This window comes from Burkholderia sp. Bmkn7 (assembly GCF_041103175.1).
GTDB classification, from domain to species: Bacteria; Pseudomonadota; Gammaproteobacteria; order Burkholderiales; family Burkholderiaceae; genus Burkholderia; species Burkholderia cepacia.
Genome location: NZ_JBGCUH010000003.1, coordinates 2,053,409 through 2,076,903, shown reverse-complemented (window position 1 = coordinate 2,076,903; position 23,495 = coordinate 2,053,409). Strand labels below are relative to the sequence as shown.

Genomic DNA, 23,495 nt, shown 5'->3' with positions numbered 1-23,495 from the left:
GCCGGGCCGGCCGCCGGGTCGGTACGGTCAGTACGACTTCGGCAGCCCGAGCACCTTCTCCGCGATGTAGCAGAGGATCAGTTGCGGACTCACGGGCGCGAGCCTCGGAATCATACACTCGCGCAGGTAGCGCTCGACATGGTATTCCTTCGCGTAGCCCATCCCGCCGTGCGTCGCGACCGCCGTCTGGCACGCCTGGAACGCGGCTTCCGCGCCGAGGTATTTCGCGGCGTTCGCTTCCGCGCCGCACGGCTGCCCCGCGTCGTAGCGCGTCGCGGCCTTCATCACCATCAGCCACGCGGCCTCGAGCTGCATCCACGCCTGCGCGAGCGGATGCTGGATCGACTGGTTCTGCCCGATCGGCCGGCCGAACACGACGCGCTCGCACGCATACTGCGTCGCGCGGCGCAGCGCGGCCTGCCCGAGCCCGATCGCCTCCGCCGCGATCAGGATGCGTTCCGGATTCAACCCGTGCAGCAGATAGCGGAAGCCGTCGCCTTCGTTGCCGATCAGGTCGCCTTCCGGCACGCGCAGGTTGTCGATGAACAGCATGTTCGAATCGACCGCCTTGCGGCCCATCTTCTCGATCTCGCGCACCTCGACGCGCGACCGGTCGAGATCGGTGTAGAACAGGCTCAGCCCGTCGGTCGGCTTCGCGACCCGGTCGAGCGGTGTCGTGCGCGCGATGATCAGCATCTTGTTCGCCACCTGCGCGGTCGAGATCCAGATCTTGCGCCCGCTCAGCACGTAGTGATCGCCGTCGCGGCGGGCCTGCGTGCTCAAGTGCGTGGTGTCGAGGCCCGCATCGGGTTCCGTCACCGCGAAGCACGCCTTGTCGCGCCCGGCGATCAGCGGCGGCAGGAAACGCGCCTTCTGTGCGTCGTTGCCGAACACCTGCACCGGGTTCAGCCCGAAGATGTTCATGTGGACGGCCGATGCGCCCGACAGGCCGGCACCCGATGCGCTGATCGTGCGCATCATCAGCGCGGCCTCGGTCATCCCGAGCCCGGCTCCGCCGTGCGCCGGGTCCATCGCGATGCCGATCCAGCCGGCCTCGGCAAGCGCCGCGTGGAAATCGGCGGGAAACCCGCCCGCACGATCGCGTTCGAGCCAGTAGTCGTCGCCGAAGCGCGCACAGATTTTCTCGATCGCGCTTTCGATTGCGCGCTGGTCGTCGGTCAGGTCGAACTGCATGGATGGCTCTCCGGGAAAAGGCCGAGCGGCCGCGCCGCTCTGAGGAAAATGCCAGGCGGCGCCAGGGGTTGCGCCCGGCGGAACGTCCCCTTGCGGGATGACCCCGTCGGGGCGCCGGCACGACGCGGCAGGCCTGGGGCGCTCACAACGGAAACACGCCGACGATCACCGCGGCGAACACCATCAGCACCGTGGCGGCGAACAGGAACGGAATCGTGAATTTCTGATGCTCGGCGAGCTCGACGCCGGTCAGGCCGACGATCAGGAACGTCGCGGGCGTGAGCGGGCTCACGGGGAACCCCGTCGTCATCTGGCCGAGCAGCGCGGCCTGCGCCATCTGGATCGGCGGCACACCGAGCAGCTTCGCGCTTTCCGCGAGCACCGGCAGCACGCCGAAGTAGAACGAATCGGGGTCGAACAGCAGGCTGAGCGGCATCGACAGCAGCCCGAGCACGAACGGCATGTGGCGTGCATGCTCGACCGGCACGTGCGCGACCACCACGTCCGCCATCGCCTTCAGCATCCCGGTGCCGGACATGATGCCGGTGAACGCGCCGGCCGCGAGCAGCACGCTCGCCATCATCAGCGCGGCCTTCGCATGCGCGTCGATGCGCTCGCGCTGGGCCTGCACGTCCGGGTAGTTGATCACGAGCGCGGCGACCGTGCCGAGCATGAACATCACCATCGGGTCGACGATGCCCGACACGAGCGTGACGAGCACCACGAGCGTTAGCGCGAGATTGATCCGGAAGCGTTCCGGCCGGCGTAACGCGCGCTCGGCATCGGTCAGCGCACGCGGCGCGATCGCGAGCGGTGCCGCGCCGGCACGATCGAGCCCGAGGCGTTTCGCCTCGCGCACGCCGAGCACGTACGCGGTGCCGAATACGAACACGAGCCCGACGATCTGCACCGGAATCATCGGCATGAAGATCGCGGAACCGGGAATGTGCAGCGCAGCCGACGCCCGCAGCATCGGCCCGACCCACGGCAGGAAATTGACGCCGGCCGCCATCGACGCGACGCACGCGAGGATGCGCCGATCCATTCCGAGCCGCGTATAGAGCGGCATCATCGCGGGCAGCGTGACGAGAAACGTGACGGCGCCGGAGCCGTCGAGGTGAATCAGCAGCGCGAGCAGCGCCGAGCCCATCACGATGCGCGGCGGATGGCAGCCGATCACGCGCAGCACGCCTGCGATGATCGGGTCGAGCATCCCGGCGTCGGTGAGGATACCGAAAAAAAGAATCGCAAAAACGAACATCCCGGCGATCGGGCCGATGTTCTGTACGCCGTGCACGATGAACTTGCCGGTCGCGAGCCCGAAACCGGCCGCGAGCGACGCGGCCACCGGCACGACGATCAGCGCGACGAGCGGCGACAGCCGCTTCGTGATGATCAGGCCGAACAGCGCGACGATGGCGATCGCGCCGATCCATGCAAGCATGATGCGTCTCCTCTTCAGCCGGTGCGCCCGTGCGTGGCCCGGCGTGGGGTTCGAATGGTCGTGCGGCACAGCGCCGCCGGTCGCGCGGTACGCGCCGGCGGCCGCGATGCCGGTCAGTTCCGGCGCGGGGCGTTATCGCGGTCGCTATCGCGTTCGGTAGTGCAGCCGGTCGTGCCGGCGTCGGCGAATACCTGCGCCGCGTGTTCGTTCAGCGCGGGCGGCGGCCGCCGGTACGTGGCCGGCGTGCGGCCGAGCTTGATCGGCGACGCGATGCCGCGATGCCGGCCCAGCTCGACTTTCATCGCCCGATGCGCGACATGCGGATGATCGAGCGCCGCATCGAGCCCGAGCACCGGCGCGCACGGCACGCCGCGGCGCATCAGCTGCTCGGCGAGCGCCGCGCCGTCGTGCGCGGCCAGCGCCGTTTCGAGCAGCGTGCGCAGCACGGCGCGGTTCGCGCTGCGCGCGCGGTTGTCCGCGAAACGCGGGTCGCCGGGCCAGTCGCGCGTGCCGAGCACGTCGCACAGTGCCGCGAACTGCCCGTTGTTGCCGACCGCGAGAAAGATGTCGACGCTCGCCGTCGGAAAGCTGTCGTACGGCGTGATGTTCGGATGCGCGTTGCCGGTGCGCACGGGCGCGTTGCCCGAATGGAAGAAGTTCGGCGTGTGCGGATGCAGGATCGACAGCGCGCAGTCGAACAGCGTCGCTTCGACGAACTGGCCGCGGCCGCTCGCGTCGCGCTCGCGCAGCGCCATCAGCACGCCGAGCGCCGCGTTCAGCCCGGTGACGAGATCGACGATCGGCACGCCGACCCGCAGCGGCGCGCCGCCCGCTTCGCCATTGACGCTCATCAGCCCCGCGAGCGCCTGCACGGCAGCGTCGTAGCCGGGCAACCCGCCGAGCGGGCCGTCCGCGCCGAAACCCGACACACGGCAATGGACGAGGCGCGGAAACCGCGCATGCAGCGCGTCGAAACCGAGCCCCCAGCGCTCCATCGTGCCGATCTTGAAGTTCTCGACGATGGCGTCCGCGTCGTCGAGCAGGCCGAGCAGCCGCTCGCGGTCGGCCGGTTGCGTCAGGTCGAGCGCGATGCCGAGCTTGTTGCGGTTCACGCCGAGGAAGTACGACGCGGTATCGCCGTCGAACGGCGGCCCCCACGTGCGCGTTTCGTCGCCGGACGGCGGTTCGACCTTGATCACCTCCGCGCCGTGGTCGGCAAGGATCTGCGTGGCGTACGGGCCGCCCAGCACCCGCGACAGATCGATGATGCGCAATCCCGCCAGCGCGCCCTGCTGCTCGTGTTCCGCCATGCGTCCCGCTCCTGGTTCCGGTTGATCGGACTGCCGGTTCCGGCAGGTCCGGCGCCTGCGGCGCGACCGTCCGGATTCGACGAATAATTCTTGTACGTGAATTTATATTCACATTGAGGAATTATGTTGTCAACCCCGGCGGCACCCTGAGACCGTGCGGAAGACTTCGCCGTGCGCAGGTGGAGACGACACCCGACACGGGCCGGTTGCGATGGCGCCCCGCCTTTCGCTAAGCTGGCGGGAAACCTCAATCTCGAAAAAATCAGGCGGACTATTCATGAAACGGATGCTGCTGGCGGCCTTCGTACTGGCGTCGACGCTGGGAGTCGGACATGCGCAGACCCAGACGTACCATTTCGGCGAGGGACAGACGCAGATGCCCGGGGGAACGCCGCACGCCACCGCGCCGACCGCACGGCACGCGAGCCCGCCGCCTCACCATCGGCGTGCCGTTCACAAGCGCCGCCATCCGCGCCACGTGAAGCCGACGCGCAGCGGGATCTATAAGCACACGTGACCCGGCGTCCGTTGCGCGACGCCGTGCATGGAACTGTCATGAACGACCGGTAGAATCGCTGCGGCTGCCTGCAAGCCGTCGCGGCCCGCCGCCGGGCAACGCGCCGCCGATGCGCACTTTCTCCACGATTCAGCACCTGTTTTGCCGAACATGAGTACCGGGCCGGACACCCTCGCCGTCATCAAAGAACGCGCCACGATCGTGTGCCGCCAGCACGGCAGCGTGCTGCTGGTCGCCCGCACCGCGTCGCGCTGGTCGCTGCCGGGCGGCACGATCCGGCGCGGCGAGACGCCGCTCGACGCCGCACTGCGGGAGCTTGCCGAGGAAACACGGCTGGAGGGGCTCGCACTCGACTACGCGGTGCAGTTCGGCGGGCTGACGAAGCTCCATCACGTGTTCGTGGCCGACGTGCCGGCGCACCTGACGCCGCGCGCGAGCAACGAGATCGCCCGCTGCAAGTGGTTCACCGCCGACCGGCTCGACACGCTCCGGGCGAGCGTGCCGACGCGCAAGATCATCGAGTTGCTGCGGCTCGACTGTTTTTCGTCAATCGCGAACGGCCGGCTGCGCTGACGTCGATCCCGCCCGCCCGCGTCACGTGCGCAGGAACGGGCCGGCCTTGCGTTCGAGCAGCGTGACGAGTTCGGGCTGCATGTACGCGTAGCGATCGGGAATGTCGAGGCAGACGACCTTCTTGTGCCGCAGATGCGTACCGAATTGCGCGGCCAGCCTGGTCTTGTGCGCGCGCTCCATCACGAACACGACATCGGCCCAGTCGAGCTGCTCGGCGCACACGTGTGTGTCCGCATCGGGCGCGAGACCCGCCGAATCGGTTTCGACACCCGGCCACGCGGCGAATACCGCTTCGGCCGTCGGGCTGCGCAGCCGGTTGCGGCTGCAGACGAAGAGTGCCCGCGTCATGTCGCCGCGAGGCTCAACCTTGCGGAATCGTGCCCGGCCGGACGTACGCAAGCATGTGCGGCACGTAGTCGGCCTTGCCGAGTTCGACGCCATGGTGACGCAGGATCCCGTAAGCGGTAATCGCGTGGAAATTGAACTGCGGCAGTGCCCAGTCGCGCGCGTACTGTTCGCCCGTCATGTCGAACGCGATCCCGTTCGGCATCTCGAGCGCGATCGGCAGCGCGCCGCCACCGTCGAGCGCATCCGGCGCGAGTTCGCCGAGAAATGCGAGCGTGCCGGCGATGATCGCCTGCGCATCGGCGAGCGAGCCGGGCTGCGCATCCGCATTCCATCCCGCCTCGCGCAAGGCCAGCAGTGCAGCCGGCAACGGTTCGCCACGCAGCCGGTGGATGGGCTCCATGGCCTGGAAGCACGAGAAGCGCACCTGTGCCGCGAGCGGATACATGTCGGGCGCCAGCTTCAACGTCATCGCCGTGTCGGGCGCGTCGCCCGCGGCCTGCCGGTGCGCAGCGGCCTTGTCGAGCCACGCGGTCTGTGCGCGCAGCATGTGGGTGAAGGTCGGAACGAGAAGTTGGGTCGGTGTCACGCGTGCGCTCCTGGGTCGGGTTGTCGTTTGCGCCACGATAGCAGCGTCGTTGCAAACGTGCATCCCGGCCCGGGTGACGAGCGCGATTCGATGCCGATTCAACGATCCGGCAACGTGACGCAAGCGTGCGCGTGTTCCCCTACCGCAAGACGATCACGGCGCGCGGCCGTTGCTGCCCGGCCTCAAGGCTTGCCGTGCCGGGCCAGGAACCGGTCGAGCTGCGATGCAAACGCCTTGCCGTCGCGCGCGCTGAACGGCGCCGGTCCGCCCGTGTCGATCCCGGCGCTGCGCAACTGGTCCATCATCGCGCGCGTCGACAGGCGTTCCTCGATGTTCTCGCGGGTGAACCAGTTGCCGCGCGGGTCGAGCGCATGCGCGCCCTTGTCGAGGACGGCGGCGGCCAGCGGGATGTCCGCGGTGATCACGAGGTCGCCGGCTTCCGCCAGCTCGACGATCCGCGCATCGGCCACGTCGAAGCCGGCCGGCACCTGCACCGCCTTGATGAACGGCGACGGCGGCGTGCTCAGGAACTGGTTCGCGACCAGCGTCACGCAAGTTTCGGCACGACGCGCGGCGCGAAACAGCATGTCCTTGATGACGGCGGGACACGCGTCGGCATCGACCAGTACTTGCATGGCGGTTTTTTCCAGTAGGCAGAAGCAGAAGCGGCGATCATAGCGCACCGCGGCCGGCGATCAGCCGGCGCGGCCCGCGCACAGCGCGTCGGCCGTCACCCACTGCGCGCCCCACGCGGCGGCCAGCCGCTCGCCCTGCCCGATCCGCACGGCCGCATCGTCGAAGTCGACGAACACGACGTGATCGGCCGCCGCGGGTTTGGCCGGCATCTCGCGCGTGCGTCCGTCGGACAGCACCCACAGCCAGCGCTGCTTGTCCGGATCGCGCCGCGCCGCACGCGCGAGCAACTGCGCGGCGGCCGCGATGCCGTCCGCGAGCGGCGTACCGCCGCCACCGTCGACCGGTTCGAGCCAGCGCGCATTCCACCAGCGCGGCACGGCCGGGCCGAAGCGCCGCGCGGCGCCGTCGCCGCCGAAACAGATCAGCGCGGTTTCGACCCGATCGCGCGCGGCCTCGTCGAAATACGCGACGATCAGCCCCTTCGCCAGTGCGAGCCGCCCGTGCGACAGCATCGACGCCGAACAGTCGAGCACGAAGCAATGCAGCGCATCCGGGGCGCCAGCCCGCTTGCGGAAGCGCAGATGGCCGCGATGCAACGGATCGCCGCGCTTCGCGGCGAACGTCGCCGGCCATGCGACGGCCGTGCCGGTGCGCGCCGTACCTGGCACGCGCGCGGCTGCGCCTGGCTGCCATCGAGGACCGCGAACGGCGTTCGCGGCGGCGCCGGCTCGATGGCTCAGCGTTTTTTTAGCGGCAGCGGCACCACGCTTTTCACGTCGCGCAGCCCCGCCGGCTCGGGCCGCAGGTAGCCCCAGTCGCCCTGCGCGACGGCGGCGCCGTTTCCGCTTGTGGCCGGTTGATCGTCCGGCTGCTGGCGTGCATCCGGCGGCGAACGGTCGTCGCGTGCCCGATCCGGCTGCGACGCGCCGGACGACGGCGGCGCACCGGCATGGCGCCGGTGCCGCAGCACGGCTTCGGCCACGCGCGCCACATGCGACACCGTCACCGCATCGGCGTGCTCCAGTGCGGCGAGCGCGCGCGCCGCGCGCAACATCACGAGGTCGGCACGCAGCCCGTCGACGGCCGCGTCGATGCACAGCGCGCTGACGTGCGCATGCACCGCATCGCCGAAATCGAGCGTCGCCAGCCGTGCGCGCGCCGCGTGAATCCGTTCGCCGAGTGCGCGCTGCGCGGAGGCATGGCGCGCGCGAAACGCGTCCGGATCGAGATCGAATGCAAGCCGCGCCTTCACGATCCGCTCGCGCTGCGCGGCGTCGAAGCAGTTCTCCAGTTCGACCATCAGGCCGAAGCGGTCGAGCAGTTGCGGACGCAGCTCGCCCTCCTCGGGATTCATCGTGCCGACGAGCACGAAGCGCGCGTCGTGCGCGTGCGACACGCCATCGCGTTCGACGATGTTCACGCCGCTCGCGGCGACGTCGAGCAGCGTATCGACGAGCCCGTCGGCGAGCAGGTTCACCTCGTCGACATACAGCACGCCGAGATGCGCCCGCGCGAGCAGGCCCGGCCGGAAGCGCACGCCGTTGTCGGCGAGTGCATGCGCGAGGTCGAGCGTCCCCGTCACCTGCTCGTCGCTCGCCGACAGCGGCAGCGTGACGAACTGCCCTTCGGGCAACAGCTCGGCGAGGCCGCGCGCGGCGGTCGATTTCGCGGTGCCGCGCGGGCCGCTCACGAGCACGCCGCCGAGCGACGGGTCGATCGCGGCGAGCAGCAGCGCCTGCTGCAGCGCGTCCTGTGCGACGAGCGCCGCAAACGGAAAAACCGCGCGCGCGCGGTGCGTCGTCGGATCGGTCATCGCCGTCCCCCTTCCTGGAGTTGTTCGCTGTCGAGCCAGACCGCTTCGATCCGCTCGCGATAGTCGCCCGGTTGCTGCCACAGGCCGCGCTGCATCGCCTCGACGAAGCGTTCGCAGATGCCGTGCAGCGCCTTCGGGTTGTGCCGTTCGAGGAACGCGCGGGTGGCGTCGTCGAACAGGTACGCGTCGGCGACGAGCGCGTACTGGTGGTCGGACAGCACGCGCGCGGTCGCGTCATAGCCGTACAGGTAGTCGACGGTCGCCGCCAGCTCGGCCGCACCCTTGTAACCATGGCGCTTCACGCCGTCGAGCCATTTCGGGTTGACGACGCGCGAACGGATCACGCGCGCGATTTCCTCGCGCAGCGTGCGCATCTTCGGCGCGACCGGGTTCGCGTGGTCGCCGTGGTAGATGCTCGGCTGCTGCCCGGACAGGTGCCGCACCGCCGCGGTCATCCCGCCCTGGAACTGGTAATAGTCGTTCGAATCGAGGATGTCGTGCTCGCGGCTGTCCTGGTTCTGCACGACCACGTCGATCGTCGCGAGCCGCTCGCCGAACACGTCGGCCGCGGCGTCGCCCGCGCTGTTCTGCGCATACGCATGGCCGCCCCACTGGCGGTACGCCTCCGCGAGATCGGCGTCGGTCTGCCAGCGGCGCTGGTCGATCAGGTCCTGCAGGCCCGCGCCGTAGCTGCCCGGCCGCGCGCCGAACACGCGCCAGCCGGCGCGGCGGCGCGCTTCGTCCGGCGCCACGCCCTGTGTGACCCACTTCGCGCGTTCGCGCTCGATGCGCGCGCGGATCGGGTTCAGTTCCTCCGGCTCGTCGAGCGCGGCCACCGCCTGCACCGCTGCGTCGAACAGATGCATCAGGTTCGGGAACGCGTCGCGGAAGAAACCCGATACGCGCAGCGTCACGTCGATGCGCGGCCGGTCGAAGATCTCGATCGGCAGGATCTCGAAATCGGTCACGCGGTGGCTGCCGTGCGCCCATTTCGGCCGCACGCCAAGCAGCGCGAACGCCTGCGCGATGTCGTCGCCGCCCGTGCGCATCGTCGCCGTGCCCCACACCGACAGCCCGATCGCGCGCGGATAGTCGCCGTGATCCTGCAGATGGCGCTCGATCAGCTGCTGCGCGGATTTCAGGCCGAGCGTCCACGCGGCCTGCGTCGGCACCGCGCGCGTGTCGACCGAGTAGAAATTGCGGCCGGTCGGCAGCACGTCGGGGCGGCCGCGCGACGGCGAGCCGCTCGGCCCCGGCGGCACGAAGCGGCCGTCGAGCCCGCGCAGCAGCTGACGCATTTCCTCGCCGCCGCACGCGTCGAGCGCCGGCAGCAGCGTCGCGCGGACGCGCTCGATCACGGCGAGCGTGTGCGGCCAGTCGCCGGGGGGCGGCGCGTCTTCCGTGCCCGTATGGCTGCCGTCGGCTGCACACAGCCTGTCCAGCCATTGCTGCGCGAGCCGTTCGAGCCGCTCGCGCGTATCGCCGGCATGGCGCCACGGCGATGCGTCGAGCGCGTGCAGGATCGCCGGTCGCGGGCCGACCCACGGCGCGGCCCAGTCGGCTGCGAGCGGGTCGAAATCATCGCCGAGCGCAAGATCGCGCGCGAGCGCGCCGATCAGTCCTGCGCGTGCGCCCTTGCCGTCGCCGACCGGAAAGCGCGCGAGCGCCAGCAGCGTGTCGCGCCGCTGGCGCCCGGCCGGCGACACGCCGAACACGTGCAGCCCGTCGCGAATCTGCGCTTCCTTCAGTTCGCACAGCCAAGCGTCGACGCGCGTCAGCAGCGCATCCTCGTCGCCCGCGTCGCGCGGCGGCGACACGCTCAGCTCGTCGTGCAGCCGGTGTTCGGCGATCGTCGCGAGGATCGTCTTGCGCAGCAGCTTCGCGCGCCGCGCATCGACCATCAACGCTTCGTAGTATTCGTCGACCTGCCGCTCGAGATCCTGCAGCGGGCCGTAGTTTTCCGCGCGCGTGAGCGGCGGCATCAGGTGATCGACGATCACGGCCTGCGCGCGGCGCTTCGCCTGGCTGCCCTCGCCCGGATCGTTGACGATGAACGGATAAAGATGCGGCAGCGGCCCGAGGGTCAGGTCGGGCCAGCACGCGTCGGACAGCGCGACGCTCTTGCCCGGCAGCCATTCGAGGTTGCCGTGCTTGCCGAGGTGGATGACCGCGTCGATGCGATACGCATCGCGCAGCCAGAAATAGAACGCGAGATACGCATGCGGCGGCACGAGATCCGCGTCGTGGTAGCTCGCGTAGTCGTTCTCGCCGCGCGAGCGCGACGGCTGGATGCCGACGAACACGTTGCCCGCGCGCCAGCCGGCGATCGTGAAGCGCCCTTGCCGCAGCGTCGGATCGGCTTCGGGCGGGCCCCAGCGTTCGTTCAGCGCATCGCGCACGGCGGCCGGCAGCCGCGCGAAATGCGCGACGTAGTCGGCCAGCGGGAAGCTCTGGAAGGCGGGGCGCAGCGCATGCACGGCCGCGTCGTTGGTCACGCCTTCGGTGAGCCGCGCGATCAGCGCGTCGCCGTCGGGCGGCAGGTCGGCCACCGCGTAGCCCGCGTCGCGCAGCGCCGCGAGCACGCGCAGCGCGGACGCCGGCGTATCGAGCCCGACACCGTTGCCGATCCGCCCTTCGCTTTGCGGATAGTTCGCGAGAATCAGCGCGACGCGCTTGCTCGCGTTGTCGAGCGTGCGCAGCCGGCACCAGCCGCGCGCGAGCGCCGCGACGAACGCGATCCGCTCGGCGTCCGGCTGGTAGCGCACGACGTCGACCTCGGTATGCGGGCAGCGGTACGCGAGCCCCTTGAAGCTCACCGCGCGCGTGACGATCCGGCCGTCGACCTCGGGCAGCGCGATGTGCATCGCGATGTCGCGCGCATGCAGGCCCTGGTTGTCGGCCACCCACGCGTCGCGATTGCCGCCGGACAGGATCACCTGCAATACCGGCGCGTCGCCGGCGAGCACGTCGTGTTCCGGGCTGTCGATCGCGCCGGCCGCGAACGCGGTCGTGTTCAGCACGAGTGCGACGTCGTGCGTGTCGCAGAGCTGCGTGATGACTTCACGGCTCACCGCATCCTTCAGCGACGTGACCGCGATCGGCAGCGGATTCAGCCCCTCCTGAACGAGCGCATCGGCCAGCGCGTCGAACACGGCCGTGTTCGCGGCCTGCCAGTGCGCGCGATAGAACAGGATCGCGACGACCGGTGCGCCCGGTGTCCAGCGCGGCCGCCAGTCGTCGACGCTCGCGCGGTCGCGCGCCGGGTGATACAGCGCGGCGGCCGGCAACGGGCGCGGCGGTTCGGGTTCGTCGCCGAACCCGAGCGTATGGAATGCGATGCTGCGCAGCAGCGCCTCGGCATTGTTCACGCCGCCTTCGCGCAGGTAGCGCCACCACAGCCGGCACAGGCCGGGCGCGACCGTGCTCTTCGCGACGAGGTTCGGGTCTTCCTGCAGGTCGCCCGAGAACATCGCGAGCTGCTGCGCGCGCTTCGACGCGAGCGACACGGCCTGCTCGATCCCGTACGGCCAGTACGCCTCGCCGCCGAGATGGTCGATCACGACCGCCTTCGCGTGCTGCAACACGTCGTCGACGTAGAAATCGACCGACGCCGGCTGCCGCAGGAACGTGACGTTCGCGAGCCGCACGCTCGGGAAGCCGGCCGGCAGGTGCGGCACGACGCTGGCGAGCAGCGACAGCGTCGTGTCGGCCGAGCTCAGGATCACGATGTCGGCCGGTTGCTGGTCGATCCGGACGACACCCTGCGTATCGTCGACGAAACCGCCCGGCGTGGTGCGCAGCAGATGCATCGTGCGTTACGCCTGTTGCGGTTCGGCCGCGCACGCGGCGTCGAACGCGCGTTGCAGCGCGGCCGCGTCGAGATCCTCGCCGATCAGCACGAAGCGGCTCGCGCGCGTTTCGCCGTCCTGCCAGCGACGGTCGAAATAGCTGTCGAAGCGGCGGCCGACACCCTGGATCACGAGCCGCATCGGCGCACCGGGCAGCGCGGCGAAGCCTTTCGCGCGGTAGATCGTGTGCGCTTCGACGACGCGCTGCAGCGCGGCGATCGTCGCCTCGCGCGTACCGGCGTCGCCCGACACGACCACCGAGTCGAAATCGTCGTGATGGTGATCGTGATCGCCGTCGTCGGCCGAGCCGTGATGGTCGTGGCGCAGGTGGATCGTTTCTTCCGATGCCGATTCGAGGCCGAGCAGCATCGCAAGATCGAGCTCGCCGCGCGTCGCGCGCACGATCTTCACCTGCGGCGGGATCTCGTCGCGGATCGCGGTTTCGATCTGCGCGAATTCCGCGTCGCCGACGAGATCGGCCTTGTTCACGATCACGAGATCGGCGGACGACAGTTGATCGGCGAACAGCTCGTGCAGCGGCGATTCGTGGTCGAGGTTCGGGTCGGCGCGGCGCTGCGCGTCGACGGCCTGCGGGTTTTCCGCGAACTGGCCGCTCGCGGCGGCCGGCCCGTCGACGACGGTCACGACCGCGTCGACCGTGAAGCTGTTGCGGATCGTCGGCCAGTTGAACGCCTGCACGAGCGGCTTCGGCAGCGCGAGCCCGGACGTCTCGATCAGCACGTGGTCGATGTCCGCGCGGCGCTCGACGAGCGCTTCCATCACCGGATAGAACTCTTCCTGCACGGTGCAGCACAGGCAGCCGTTTGCGAGTTCGTAGAGCTGGCCCGATGCTTCGCCCTGCGCACCGTCGGCATCCTCGCAGCCGATGCCGCAACCCTTGAGGATTTCGCCGTCGATGCCGAGTTCGCCGAATTCGTTGACGATCACCGCGATGCGGCGGCCTTCGGCGTGTTGCAGGATGTGGCGCATCAGCGTCGTCTTGCCGCTGCCGAGAAAGCCCGTGACGATCGTGACGGGAAGCTTGCGTAGGGTCATGGAATATCCAGGTTGGTAATGGAGAGTCACGCCGAGATCGTCACGTCGATCTCGTCGTAGCGCTTCAGCCGGTAGATCAGGGCCGACACGAGCCAGCAGGCGAGGAACAGGCCGATCACGACATAACCGAGCATGCCGAAGTGCGACGCCACCATCGACGCGAAGTCCCATACCGGGCCCTGCAGCGACAGCTTGTCCGCGAGCAGCGCCAGCACCTCGATGCCGCCGATCAGCGCGGCGACCAGCACCGACACGAAGGTGATCGTCATGTTGTAGTAGATCTTGCGGATCGGCCGCACGTACGCCCAGCGATACGCACCCATCATCAGGATGCCGTCGGTCGTGTCGACGAGCGTCATGCCCGCGGTGAACAGCATGGGCAGCGCCATCACCGACCAGAACGACAGGCCGCCCTGCACCTGCGCCGCCGAGATGCCGAACAGCGCGATCTCGGTCGCCGTGTCGAAGCCGAAGCCGAACAGGAACCCGACCGGATACAGGTGCCAGCTGCGCGACACGAGCCGGAACAGCGGACGGAACAGGCGCGCGAGCACGCCGCGCTGGTTCAGCAGCATGTCGAGATCGGCGTCGACGATCGGCTCGCCGCGCCGCGCCGCGCGAAACGTCCGGTAGACGGAAATCAGGATCAGCAGGTTCGCGATCGCGAGCACCAGCAGGAAGAATGCCGACACGCTCGTGCTGATCACGCCGCCCCACGCTTTCATGCTCTCGAAGCGCGCGAGCGACGCGGCCGTGAGCGTCACCACGACCGACATCACGATCACGACCGTCGAATGGCCGAGCGAGAAGAACAGGCCCGCGCCGAGCGGGCTGCGCCCCTCCTGCATCAGCTTGCGCGTGACGTTGTCGATCGCCGCGATGTGGTCGGCGTCGACCGCATGACGCAGCCCGAACACGTACGCGAGCAGCGCGGTGCCGAGCAGCACGGGCTGGCCGTGGAAGGCGGCGAATGCCCAGATCCACGCGCCTGCGTTGAAGGCGATCAGCAGCGCATAGATCGCGACGATCTTGCCGCGCAACCCGGACGGACTGTCGTTGAACAGGCGAAACAGCGAATCGAGCATGACGCTCCCTTGCGAACGGTCGACATGAAGAATGCCAACACGGCCGTCGCTGCGCGGCCCCGCGCGATCCGGCCCTTCGTCGCACCGGAACATGCGCGCTCGCGCAGGCGGCCGGACGTCGGGAATCGGGAAACGCTCGGGTGTCGGGCACGCTGCGGCCGTGGACGATGCGCCGCCTCCCCGCGGCGCTGAACCCCAACGTTTAGGCCGGTATCCGGGCTGACGAACACGCCGCTTCGCCTTCCCGGATGCGCAAGGCATCCAGTGGCGGTCGTCCGCATGCGCGCGGCATGCGGCGAAGCGGCGCTGCATCGCGGCGGGCACGATGCGTTCGCTTACCGTTGCGGGGGCAGCACAGGTTGGCTCGACTGCGACGCAGGCAGGCTCCCTGTTTCCCGTTTAACTGCGCGCGCCGGAGCGGCGCACGCGAGCACCAAAACGCGTGCGAGTGTAGGCGCCGGGGGCGGGAGCGTCAAGGCGGCGAGTGGCCAGGCCGGCCGGATGAACCGGCGGGCAGCGATCCGGCGCGGGTATGCCGGGGAAATCGTTTGACTGCCTGGCGCACCCGACAACCCCGTGAGGGATCGAACGCGAGGTAGTACGACTCGCCATCCGAAGCGGTTTTTCAGAATTGACGGTTGTACACGTTGTCCGCAATAGCAAGGCCCGCGCCGCAGCAGGTGCAGCGTGGGTTGCGCGCGGAAACGTTCATGCTCCTTGGAGATTCGGATGATTGACGTTGCGCGGCCGATATTCGATTGTCCGCTTCAGCCGGTTTTCGATGATCGGGATAAACCACAGCGACACATTCGTTCAGACCATGAATATTGCCCGGTTGTATGTGGCCATCGCCGTATGGCTGTCGATGGCGCTCTTGTTTCCGTTTGCCCTGAAGGGGATGGATTCCCCTCTTGCAACGGTCGCGAAAGTACTGATGTGGTCGTACTGCATTCTGCAAACGCTACGGGAATCGAAACGGTGCTTGTGAAGCAGCCCGCTGCGACTAAGAGCCGATCGCGTATATCGCACCTGTTTCGCAATCGGCATCGAGCCGCATCGGCCGCCGGCGCACTGGCCGGTGCCGCGGTCTGTGGCCCGAATCGCGGCGGCATCGGCGGCAGTTCCGGCTCGTCCGGAGGCTCGGGCGGTTGCCGAAGCCTTACTTGAAACACCTCGGGACTGTGCGCCGCCGCGCTTACCGGGATCGGGGCATGGCCTTCATTTGCTTGGCGACATGTTCGCCGAGCGTCGCAAAGACCGACGACGGGTAAGCGCCCACCCCGCATGCGTTTGCGCCGGTGCGCTGTGCTATCGTATGCGCCGCGTTCGGTGCTCGCATGCGCATTCCGTGCATGCAGTTAAACGGGAAACAGGAGGCGGATCGCCGCCCTGCCTGTGCTGTCCCCGCAACGGTACGCCGCCCGCGCGACGCGCTTCCCCGCGCACGCGCCCATGCCGCCCACGATGCCACTGCCCTTCCACCGGGCGGGAAGGCTGCGGCCTGGCAAGCGGCCAGCCCGGATACCGGCCGACGCAAGGGGCGAGCCCGATGCTCGCCGAACGCCCGATCCGCGGGGGACGGACCGGGTGCGCATTCCGCCCGCGTTCGCGCGGGCTTCGCCCGATCCGTTATGCGTTGCCTGTCTGCCGGCCGCCGATGTGCCGCCCGCCTTCCCCTTTCCACTGTTTCGACACGGTGCGCGCCGTGCCGCGCCCGATGACCCGCGCCTGGCTCATCGGCGCCGGCCCCGGCGACGCCGACCTGCTGACGCTCAAGGCCGTCCACGCGATCGGCTCGGCCGACGTGCTGCTCGTCGACGATCTCGTGAACCCCGACGTGCTGCGCCATGCGCGCGCCGACGCGCACATCGAGCACGTCGGCAAGCGCGGCGGCCATGCCTCGACGCCGCAGGAGGCGATCGTCGCGGCGATGCTCGCGCACCTGCGCGCGGGCCGCAGCGTCGCGCGGCTCAAGGGCGGCGACCCGTTCGTGTTCGGCCGCGGCGGCGAGGAACTGGCCGCGCTCGGTGCCGCGGGATTTCGAGTCGAGGTCGTGAGCGGCGTCACGGCGGGCATCGCCGCGCCGGCCGCGCTCGGCATCCCGGTCACGCAGCGCGGCGACGCGCAGGGCGTGATCTTCGTCACGGGCCACGGCGCGGGCGCCGACGAGCCCGACTGGCGCGCGCTCGCGGCCACGCGCATGACGATCGTCGTCTACATGGGCATCCGCCGGCTCGACACGATTGCAGCCGCGCTGCGCGAAGGCGGCCTGCCCGGCGACACGCCGTGCGCGGCGATCGAGAATGCGACGCGCCCCGAACAGCGGCACGTGCTCGCGACGCTCGACACGCTCGTCGAACAGGTCGGCGCGACCGGCATCGGCTCGCCGGCCATCGTCGTGATCGGCCGCGTCGCGGCGTTCGCCCACGATCCCGCGGTGCGCGCCGCACTCGGCAGCCGCACATGATGCGCGTCGCGATCGGTGTCGGTTTCCGCGCGGACGTGACGGCCGCGCAACTCGATGCCGCGATCCGCGTCGCGCTGATGCGGTACCCGGCTGCCGAACCGGCGCTCGTCGCCACGCTCGCCGACAAGGCGCGAGCACGCGCGCTGCGCACGCTGTGCGCGAGACGCGGCTGGCCGCTCGTCGCGTTCGACGCGGCACAGCTCGCGAGCCGCCCCGAACTGGCCGTGAGCGGCCCGTCGGATGCCGCGCTCGCCCGCTTCGGCGTCGCGGGCGTGGCCGAGCCGTGCGCGCAGCTCGCGGCGCCGCACGGCCGGCTGCTGGGCCCCAAATCCATCCGGGACGGCGTGACGGTCGCACTCGCCGGCCCGCTCTGAACCCTTTGTTTCGCTTTCTTTCGACAGGACGAATCCGATGAAAACCGACGCCGAATCCCATCAACGGATGACCGAACGCCGCCGCGCGGGCCACGAGAAGAAGCAGGCCGCCGCCGTCAACGAAAAGGGCCTGCTGATCGTCAACACCGGCAACGGCAAGGGCAAGAGCACGGCTGCGTTCGGCATGGCCGTGCGCGTGCTCGGCCACGGCATGCGGCTCGGTGTCGTGCAGTTCATCAAGGGCGCGCTGCACACGTCCGAGCGCGACTTCCTCGGCGCGGTTGCCGAGTGCGATTTCGTGACGATGGGCGACGGCTACACGTGGAACACGCAGAACCGCGACGCCGACATCGCGACCGCGCGCAAGGGCTGGGACGAGGCGCGCCGGATGATCGAAAGCGGCGACTACCGGATGGTGATCCTCGACGAGTTGAACACGGTGCTGAAGTACGAATACCTGCCGCTCGACGAAGTGCTCGCGACGCTCACGGCTCGACCGGAGTCGGTGCACGTCGTCGTCACCGGGCGGCATGCGCCCGATGCGCTGATCGACGCGGCCGACCTCGTCACCGAGATGCGGCTCGTCAAGCATCCGTACAAGGAGCAAGGCGTGAAGGCGCAGCGCGGCGTGGAGTTCTGAGCATGCCCGCCTGCCCCGCGCTGTTCGTCAGTGCGCCCGCGTCGGGCCAGGGCAAGACGTCGGTGACGGCCGGCCTCGCGCGGCTGCACCGCCGGCTCGGCCGCCGTGTGCGCGTGTTCAAGACCGGGCCCGACTTTCTCGATCCGATGCTGCTCGAACGCGCGAGCGGCGCCCCCGTGCATGCGCTCGATCTCGGGATGGTCGGCGAGGCCGGCTGCCGCGCATTGCTTGCCGATGCCGCACGCGATGCCGACCTGATCCTGATCGAAGGCGTGATGGGGCTGTTCGACGGCACGCCGAGCAGTGCCGATCTCGCGGCTGCGTTCGGCGTGCCGGTCGTCGCGGTGATTTCCGCGAAGGCGATGGCGCAGACGTTCGCGGCGATCGCGTTCGGACTCGCCCGGTTCCGGCCGGGGCTGCCGTTTCACGGCGTGCTCGCGAACCGCGTCGGCTCGGCCCGGCACGCGGAACTGCTGCAACAGGCGCTGCCCGACGACCTGCGCTGGCTCGGGCACGTGCCGGCTGACGCGGGCATCGCGCTGCCGGAGCGGCATCTCGGCCTGCACCAGCCGGCCGACATCGACGATCTCGACGCGCGGCTCGATCGCGCGGCCGACGTGCTCGCGCAGACGGCGCTCGCCGAATTGCCGCCCGCCGTCGCGTTCGCCGAACCGGACGCCGCGGCGCCGCTGCCGCGTGCGCTCGCCGGCAAGCGGATCGCGATTGCGCGCGACGCGGCGTTCTCGTTCATCTATCCGGCGAATCTCGCGCTGCTTGAGGCGCTCGGCGCGCGGCTGTGCTTCTTCTCGCCGCTCGCCGACGAACCCGTGCCGGACGATTGCGACGCGCTGTTCCTGCCGGGCGGCTATCCGGAACTGCATGCGGCGACGCTTGCGGCGAATGACGCCACCGCACGGACCATTCGCGCGCATGCGGCGGCTCGCCGGCCGATCGTCGCGGAATGCGGGGGGATGGTGTATCTGTGTGAATCGCTGACCGACGTCGACGGTGTCACGACGTCGATGCTCGGGCTGTTGCCGGGGCGGGCGACGATGCAGCGCCGGTTCGCGGCGCTCGGCATGCAGCAGCTCGATACGCGTACCGGGCCGATGCGCGGCCATACGTTTCATTATTCGACGCTCGCGACACCGCTGGAACCGGTCGCGAACGCGGCGCGCCCCGACGGCAAGCCGGGCAGCGGCGAAGCCGTCTATCGCCACGGCGCGATCGTCGCGACGTACATGCACCTGTACTGGCCGTCGAATCCGGAGGCGGTCGTGGCGCTGTTCCGCGGCACGGCGGTCTGACCGAAAAAACGGCGAGGCGCCGCGATGTCAGGGTTTTTCGCGGCCCGGCGCTTCCGAGCGCGAAGTGCGGATCACGGTGCCGTCGGGCGAGAAATGCGCGTTGAACATCGCGTCGCCCGATACGCCGCCCTCGGCCCAGTGCCAGCTCCACACCTCTTCGTGGCTCAGCGCGTATTGCGCGATCTCGGTCGGCTTGCCGAGCAGTTGGCGCACGTCGTCCTTCGACATCCCGGGCACCACCTTCGCGATGTTCGCCGCCGTCAGCGCCTGCGTGATCGACACGAGCCGGCCGTCGGGCCCGAAATCGAGCATGTAGGTGCTCGTGCCGTACGGGCCGCGCGGATATTCGAACCGCTGCGAGCCGTCGTCGCCCTGCCTGACCATTTCCGGCTTGCCCGCCTGGCGGAGCACGTCCTCGGTCGTCGACACGCCCGGCTGCAGATTGCCGAACGCCATCGGGTCGGGCTTGATCGCATTCACCGCGTCAGCCACTTTCTGGTCGTCGCACCCGGCTGCCAGAATGGCGACCGCACCGGCGGTCAGCACGGTCAGAAGCTGTTTTCGCATTTCATCCACACCTGTATTCATCGTGCCGGTCCGGCGTCGCGCGCAGCGTAGCACGCGACCTGTTCCGTCGATGTCAAGGAGCGTCAAATGCGGTCACGGCGCGCTTTCCAGTGGAACATGAGCCTGGACGGGGGCTGCGCTGGCTCGTGCGTAGCGCCTTTGGCGCGTTTCCAATGCAAATGAGCCTGTTGTCGGCCCCGGCCTTGCAGGCGCGGCAGCTCGCACGCCACCGCGCCGCCGCATCACACCAGGAACGCCTCGACCAGCTTGACCCAGTACGACGCGCCGGTAGGCAGTGCCGCGTCGTTGAAGTCGTAGCCGGGGTTGTGCACCATGCAGCCGCCCTCTCCGTCGCCGTTGCCGATGATCAGGTAGCAGCCCGGCCGCTTCTCGAGCAGGAACGCGAAATCCTCGCTGCCGGTGAGCGGTACCATCCCGTCGATCAGGTTCGCTTCGCCCACCCACTCGCGCGCGACGCCGCGCGCGAACGCGGTCATGTCCGTGTCGTTGACAAGCACCGGGTAGCGGCGCTGGTAGTCGATCGTCGCGGTCGCGCCGAACACGGCGGCCTGCGCATGCACGACTTCCTTGATGCGCGTCTCGAGCAGGTCGCGCACCTCCGGCTTCAGCGCCCGCACCGACAGGCGCATCTGCGCGCGATCGGGAATCACGTTCGGCGCCTCGCCCGCGTGGATCGCGCCGACCGTGACGATCGCCATGTCGAGTGGCGACACGTTGCGCGACACGATCGTCTGCAGCGCAATGACGATCTGCGCGCACACGACCACCGAATCGACCGCCTTGTGCGGCACCGCGCCGTGGCCGCCGCGGCCCTGCACGTCGATGACGACGGTATCGGACGACGCCATGAACGGCCCCGGCAGGAAGCCGAATTTGCCCGTGGGGAAGCCCGGCATGTTGTGCATCGCGAAGATCGCGTCGCACGGGAACAGCTCGAACAGCCCTTCGTCGAGCATCTTCTTCGCGCCGCCGAGCCCTTCTTCCGCCGGCTGGAAAATCAGGTTCAGCGTGCCCGAGAAGCGGCGCTCGCGCGCAAGATGCTTCGCGGCCGCGAGCAGCATCGCCGTGTGGCCGTCGTGACCGCATGCGTGCATCTTGCCGGCGATCCTGCTCTCGTACGGCAGGCCCGTGGCCTCGTGGATCGGCAGCGCATCCATGTCGGCGCGCAGGCCGAGGCGCTGCGTGCCGTTGCCGACCTTCAGCTGCGCGACGACGCCCGTGCCGCCCAGCCCGCGATGCACCGTGTAGCCCCACGACTGCAGTTGCTCGGCGACGAGGTCGCTCGTCGCGAATTCCTCGAAGCCGAGCTCGGGGTGGGCATGGATGCGGTGCCGGATCTCGATCATTTCGTCGGCGAGGCCTGCGGGAATCACGCTGTGCGTCACGGTGTCGTCTCCTGTTTCTGCGGGGAATGTGCAGGCAAGGATAGTCGGTTCGCCAGCAACCGGACAGACGAAAAGTCGTCGCGGTAGCAACCGACGGTTGCCGTATCTGGTACCGCACACGATATGAGCTGACCGGCCATCCGGATGACTGCCACACACGGTTCGGGCGAGCGAGACTGTGGGCTTGACAGCGATTTGACGAGCGCCAGGATTCGACGATGACCGTTCAAGCATCCGGAATAATGCCGACACATCAACGTGTTACAGGTAATTGTTCACTTTTTGACACATGTACATTTTTTGTGTACGCTGATGAGGAAGTGAACAAGCAATCGCCTCCGATGCCCGAGAACGCCCCCCTTCCGATGTCGGAACAGCACGTGCTCGACGAAGCCTGCGCCGCGTTCGAACGCGCGACCCGGCGCTTCGGCGCGCGGCCCGTGCGCGTGCCGGCCGCGTATGCCGGGCAAACCGACGCGATGATCCGCTTCGACGTTGCCGGGCAGGTGTTCGAGATGCCGGCCGCCGTGAGCCTGCGCGTCGAATCGCTGCCGGGCGCACTCGCGGCACTGCGCCGCCGCGGCGTCGCGACCGCGACACCCGGCGAGCGGCCGCTGATGCTGATCGCCCCCTATCTTTCGGCCGAACTGGCCGCCGGCCTGACCGACCAGGGCATCCCGTTTCTCGACACCGCGGGCAACGCATGCCTGATTCAGCCGGAGGCGACCGTGATGATCGCGGGCCGGCCGAAACCTGCACGCACGCCGCGCCGGCAGGCATCGCGCGCGACGACGCCGAAGGGGCTGGCCGTGATGTTCGCGGTCGCGACACAGCCGGGCCTCGTCGCGCAGCCTTATCGGACGATTGCGGCCGCGTCGGGTGTCGCGCTCGGCACGGTCAACCTCGCGATGGACGACCTGATCGCGCGCGGCCTCGTCGGGCAGCGCCGCAATGGCGAGCGCCTGATACCCGACTGGCCGCGCTTCGTGCACGAATGGGTTGCGCTGTACCCGAGCCGCCTGCGCGCGAAACTGCCGAGCCGTCGTTATGCCAGCCTCGCGCCCGACTGGTGGCGCGATTTCGATTTCGCGTCGTTCGATGCGCGGCTCGGCGGCGAACCGGCGGCCGACCTGCTGACGCACGACCTGAAGCCGGCCGAGATCACCGTCTATACGCACGGCGCGGCATCGAACCGCCTGCTGCTCCAGGCCCGCCTGCGCCCGGACGACCACGGCGACGTCGAAATCGTCGAAGCATTCTGGCCGCACTCGCCCGCGCTCGACTGGCACGAGCCGCGCGTGCCGCTCGTACCGCCGCTCCTGATCTATGCGGATCTCGTCTCGTCCGGGGACAGCCGCAACCTTGCCGCCGCCGCACGGATCCATGACCGATACCTCGCCCATCCGCCCGCTTGAAGTCGACGCGCGCCGGCCGCTCGACCCGGCGGCGGTCGCGCTCTTGCAAGCGGTGAGCCATGCCTGCGCGCGCGTCGAGGCGGCTTTCGTCGTCGCCGGCGCAACCGCGCGCGACATCCTGATGTGGCACGTCCACGGCATCCGGCCGGTGCGTGCGACACGGGACGTCGACGTCGCGGTGTGCGCGGTGAGCTGGCCGTTTCACGCGCAGCTCGTCGATGCGCTCGTTGCGACCGGGCAATTCACGCGCGCACCGAAACAACAGCAGAAACTGCTGTTCGACAGCGGCACGCACGGTTTTCGCACCGAACTCGATCTCGTGCCCTTCGGGCCGCTAGAAACGCCGCCGGGCGAGATCGCGTGGCCGCCAGGCGGCGAATTCGTGCTGAATGTGCTCGGCTTCCAGGAAGCGGTGGACACCGCGCAGCCGGTGTCGATCGACGCACGCACCGTCGTGCCGGTGGCCAGCCTGCCGGCGCTCGCGCTGCTGAAGCTGCTTGCCTGGAAGGACCGGCGTGCACGCCAGAACAGCGATGCGTACGACCTGCTGTTCCTGCTGCGGAATTTTCACGATGCAGGCAATCGCGAGCGCATCTGGGACGCCGCCCCCGACCTGCTGGTACGGCATGCGTTCCAGCCCGGCCTTGCCGCCGCCGCGCTGCTCGCGCGAGACGCGAAACGGATTGCCTCGCCGCACACGCGCGACGCGATCCGCGTGCTGTTGTCCGACGAAGCGACCTATGCCACGCTCGGCCAGGATCTGCTGGCACGTGCGTTCGCGCTGTTGCCGGGTGAATTCAGCGATGACGCCAACCGGTATCTCGACGCATTTCGCGACGCCATTCTCGAGGATTCACCCGCACCGCACGCATGACACGACGCTGTGGCGCCGCCGCGTCATCCCGCTTT

The 23,495-nt window shown here is 69.2% G+C and carries 21 protein-coding genes and 2 riboswitches; of the genes, 8 read left to right on the top strand and 13 right to left on the bottom strand.

Annotated elements, in window-relative coordinates:
* Positions 1-27: 27 nt before the first annotated feature.
* The 3 genes from AB3K92_RS31125 to AB3K92_RS31115 form a co-directional block, all read right to left on the bottom strand.
* Positions 28-1,194, bottom strand: a complete 1,167-nt coding sequence (locus tag AB3K92_RS31125; RefSeq protein WP_369466519.1) for an acyl-CoA dehydrogenase family protein — start codon at positions 1,192-1,194, stop codon at positions 28-30.
* Positions 1,195-1,336: 142 nt separating this feature from the next.
* Entirely contained in the window at positions 1,337-2,638 is a 1,302-nt protein-coding gene (locus AB3K92_RS31120) for a CitMHS family transporter (RefSeq protein ID WP_059496004.1), read from the bottom strand.
* A gap of 113 nt (positions 2,639-2,751) precedes the next feature.
* Positions 2,752-3,948 (bottom strand): CaiB/BaiF CoA transferase family protein, encoded by a 1,197-nt coding sequence (locus AB3K92_RS31115; protein ID WP_369466518.1) that lies wholly within the window; start codon positions 3,946-3,948, stop codon positions 2,752-2,754.
* Between the two features lie 277 nt (positions 3,949-4,225).
* On the opposite strand from AB3K92_RS31115, the gene AB3K92_RS31110 reads away from it, so the two are divergent.
* Both AB3K92_RS31110 and AB3K92_RS31105 read left to right on the top strand, forming a co-directional pair.
* The gene (locus AB3K92_RS31110) at positions 4,226-4,465 is read left to right on the top strand and encodes a hypothetical protein (protein ID WP_021160078.1); all 240 of its coding nucleotides are present in this window, start codon (positions 4,226-4,228) and stop codon (positions 4,463-4,465) included.
* A 150-nt stretch (positions 4,466-4,615) separates the two neighbouring features.
* On the top strand, positions 4,616-5,038 hold the full coding sequence (locus AB3K92_RS31105; protein ID WP_369466517.1) for an NUDIX hydrolase: 423 nt from the start codon (positions 4,616-4,618) through the stop codon (positions 5,036-5,038).
* Between the two features lie 21 nt (positions 5,039-5,059).
* Here AB3K92_RS31105 and AB3K92_RS31100 read toward each other — a convergent pair whose 3' ends face one another.
* The 8 genes from AB3K92_RS31100 to AB3K92_RS31065 all read right to left on the bottom strand — a co-directional run bounded on the left by AB3K92_RS31100 (position 5,060) and on the right by AB3K92_RS31065 (position 14,410).
* Complete coding sequence (locus AB3K92_RS31100) at positions 5,060-5,386, bottom strand: low molecular weight protein tyrosine phosphatase family protein (RefSeq protein WP_059551994.1); 327 nt, start codon at positions 5,384-5,386, stop codon at positions 5,060-5,062.
* Positions 5,387-5,399: 13 nt separating this feature from the next.
* Positions 5,400-5,972, bottom strand: a complete 573-nt coding sequence (locus AB3K92_RS31095) for a DUF1993 family protein (protein WP_122982944.1) — start codon at positions 5,970-5,972, stop codon at positions 5,400-5,402.
* 182 nt (positions 5,973-6,154) lie between these two features.
* Positions 6,155-6,607, bottom strand: a complete 453-nt coding sequence (locus AB3K92_RS31090; RefSeq protein ID WP_369466516.1) for a YaiI/YqxD family protein — start codon at positions 6,605-6,607, stop codon at positions 6,155-6,157.
* Between the two features lie 60 nt (positions 6,608-6,667).
* A complete protein-coding gene (locus tag AB3K92_RS31085; RefSeq protein WP_048020575.1) occupies positions 6,668-7,276 on the bottom strand; it encodes a VWA domain-containing protein in 609 nt (202 codons plus the stop codon).
* Positions 7,277-7,344: 68 nt separating this feature from the next.
* A complete protein-coding gene (locus AB3K92_RS31080; RefSeq protein ID WP_369466515.1) occupies positions 7,345-8,421 on the bottom strand; it encodes an ATP-binding protein in 1,077 nt (358 codons plus the stop codon).
* Positions 8,418-12,230: a cobaltochelatase subunit CobN gene (cobN, locus tag AB3K92_RS31075; protein WP_369466514.1), complete on the bottom strand. Its 3,813-nt coding sequence runs from the start codon at positions 12,228-12,230 to the stop codon at positions 8,418-8,420. The genes AB3K92_RS31080 and cobN overlap by 4 nt, the downstream gene beginning before the upstream one ends.
* A gap of 6 nt (positions 12,231-12,236) precedes the next feature.
* A complete protein-coding gene (gene cobW, locus AB3K92_RS31070) occupies positions 12,237-13,325 on the bottom strand; it encodes a cobalamin biosynthesis protein CobW (RefSeq protein WP_059484574.1) in 1,089 nt (362 codons plus the stop codon).
* 26 nt (positions 13,326-13,351) lie between these two features.
* Entirely contained in the window at positions 13,352-14,410 is a 1,059-nt protein-coding gene (locus AB3K92_RS31065) for a HoxN/HupN/NixA family nickel/cobalt transporter (protein ID WP_042975467.1), read from the bottom strand.
* A gap of 187 nt (positions 14,411-14,597) precedes the next feature.
* A riboswitch (cobalamin riboswitch) is annotated at positions 14,598-14,863 on the bottom strand.
* Positions 14,864-15,720: 857 nt separating this feature from the next.
* A riboswitch (cobalamin riboswitch) is annotated at positions 15,721-15,958 on the top strand.
* 109 nt (positions 15,959-16,067) lie between these two features.
* Here AB3K92_RS31065 and cobA point away from each other — a divergent pair.
* The 4 genes from cobA to AB3K92_RS31045 are packed head-to-tail and all read left to right on the top strand — an operon-like array spanning position 16,068 to position 19,198.
* Positions 16,068-16,877: a uroporphyrinogen-III C-methyltransferase gene (gene cobA, locus AB3K92_RS31060; RefSeq protein ID WP_369466513.1), complete on the top strand. Its 810-nt coding sequence runs from the start codon at positions 16,068-16,070 to the stop codon at positions 16,875-16,877.
* The gene (locus AB3K92_RS31055; protein ID WP_048020586.1) at positions 16,874-17,251 is read left to right on the top strand and encodes a cobalamin biosynthesis protein; all 378 of its coding nucleotides are present in this window, start codon (positions 16,874-16,876) and stop codon (positions 17,249-17,251) included. The genes cobA and AB3K92_RS31055 overlap by 4 nt, the downstream gene beginning before the upstream one ends.
* 37 nt (positions 17,252-17,288) lie before the next feature.
* Positions 17,289-17,891, top strand: coding sequence for a cob(I)yrinic acid a,c-diamide adenosyltransferase (gene cobO, locus AB3K92_RS31050; protein ID WP_089425397.1), 603 nt, complete (start codon positions 17,289-17,291; stop codon positions 17,889-17,891).
* 2 nt (positions 17,892-17,893) lie between these two features.
* The gene (locus tag AB3K92_RS31045) at positions 17,894-19,198 is read left to right on the top strand and encodes a cobyrinate a,c-diamide synthase (RefSeq protein ID WP_369466512.1); all 1,305 of its coding nucleotides are present in this window, start codon (positions 17,894-17,896) and stop codon (positions 19,196-19,198) included.
* Between the two features lie 27 nt (positions 19,199-19,225).
* On the opposite strand, the gene bamE is transcribed toward AB3K92_RS31045, so the two are convergent.
* Together bamE and AB3K92_RS31035 are read right to left on the bottom strand one after the other, a co-directional pair.
* Positions 19,226-19,765, bottom strand: a complete 540-nt coding sequence (bamE, locus tag AB3K92_RS31040) for an outer membrane protein assembly factor BamE (RefSeq protein WP_048020589.1) — start codon at positions 19,763-19,765, stop codon at positions 19,226-19,228.
* Between the two features lie 242 nt (positions 19,766-20,007).
* Complete coding sequence (locus AB3K92_RS31035; protein WP_369466511.1) at positions 20,008-21,171, bottom strand: M20 aminoacylase family protein; 1,164 nt, start codon at positions 21,169-21,171, stop codon at positions 20,008-20,010.
* A 341-nt stretch (positions 21,172-21,512) separates the two neighbouring features.
* Here AB3K92_RS31035 and AB3K92_RS31030 point away from each other — a divergent pair, with 341 nt between their 5' ends.
* Positions 21,513-22,586, top strand: a complete 1,074-nt coding sequence (locus tag AB3K92_RS31030; protein ID WP_369466510.1) for a type IV toxin-antitoxin system AbiEi family antitoxin — start codon at positions 21,513-21,515, stop codon at positions 22,584-22,586.
* On the top strand, positions 22,555-23,460 hold the full coding sequence (locus AB3K92_RS31025) for a nucleotidyl transferase AbiEii/AbiGii toxin family protein (RefSeq protein WP_369466509.1): 906 nt from the start codon (positions 22,555-22,557) through the stop codon (positions 23,458-23,460). Before AB3K92_RS31030 ends, AB3K92_RS31025 begins: the two co-directional genes overlap by 32 nt.
* The last annotated feature ends 35 nt before the right edge of the window (positions 23,461-23,495 follow it).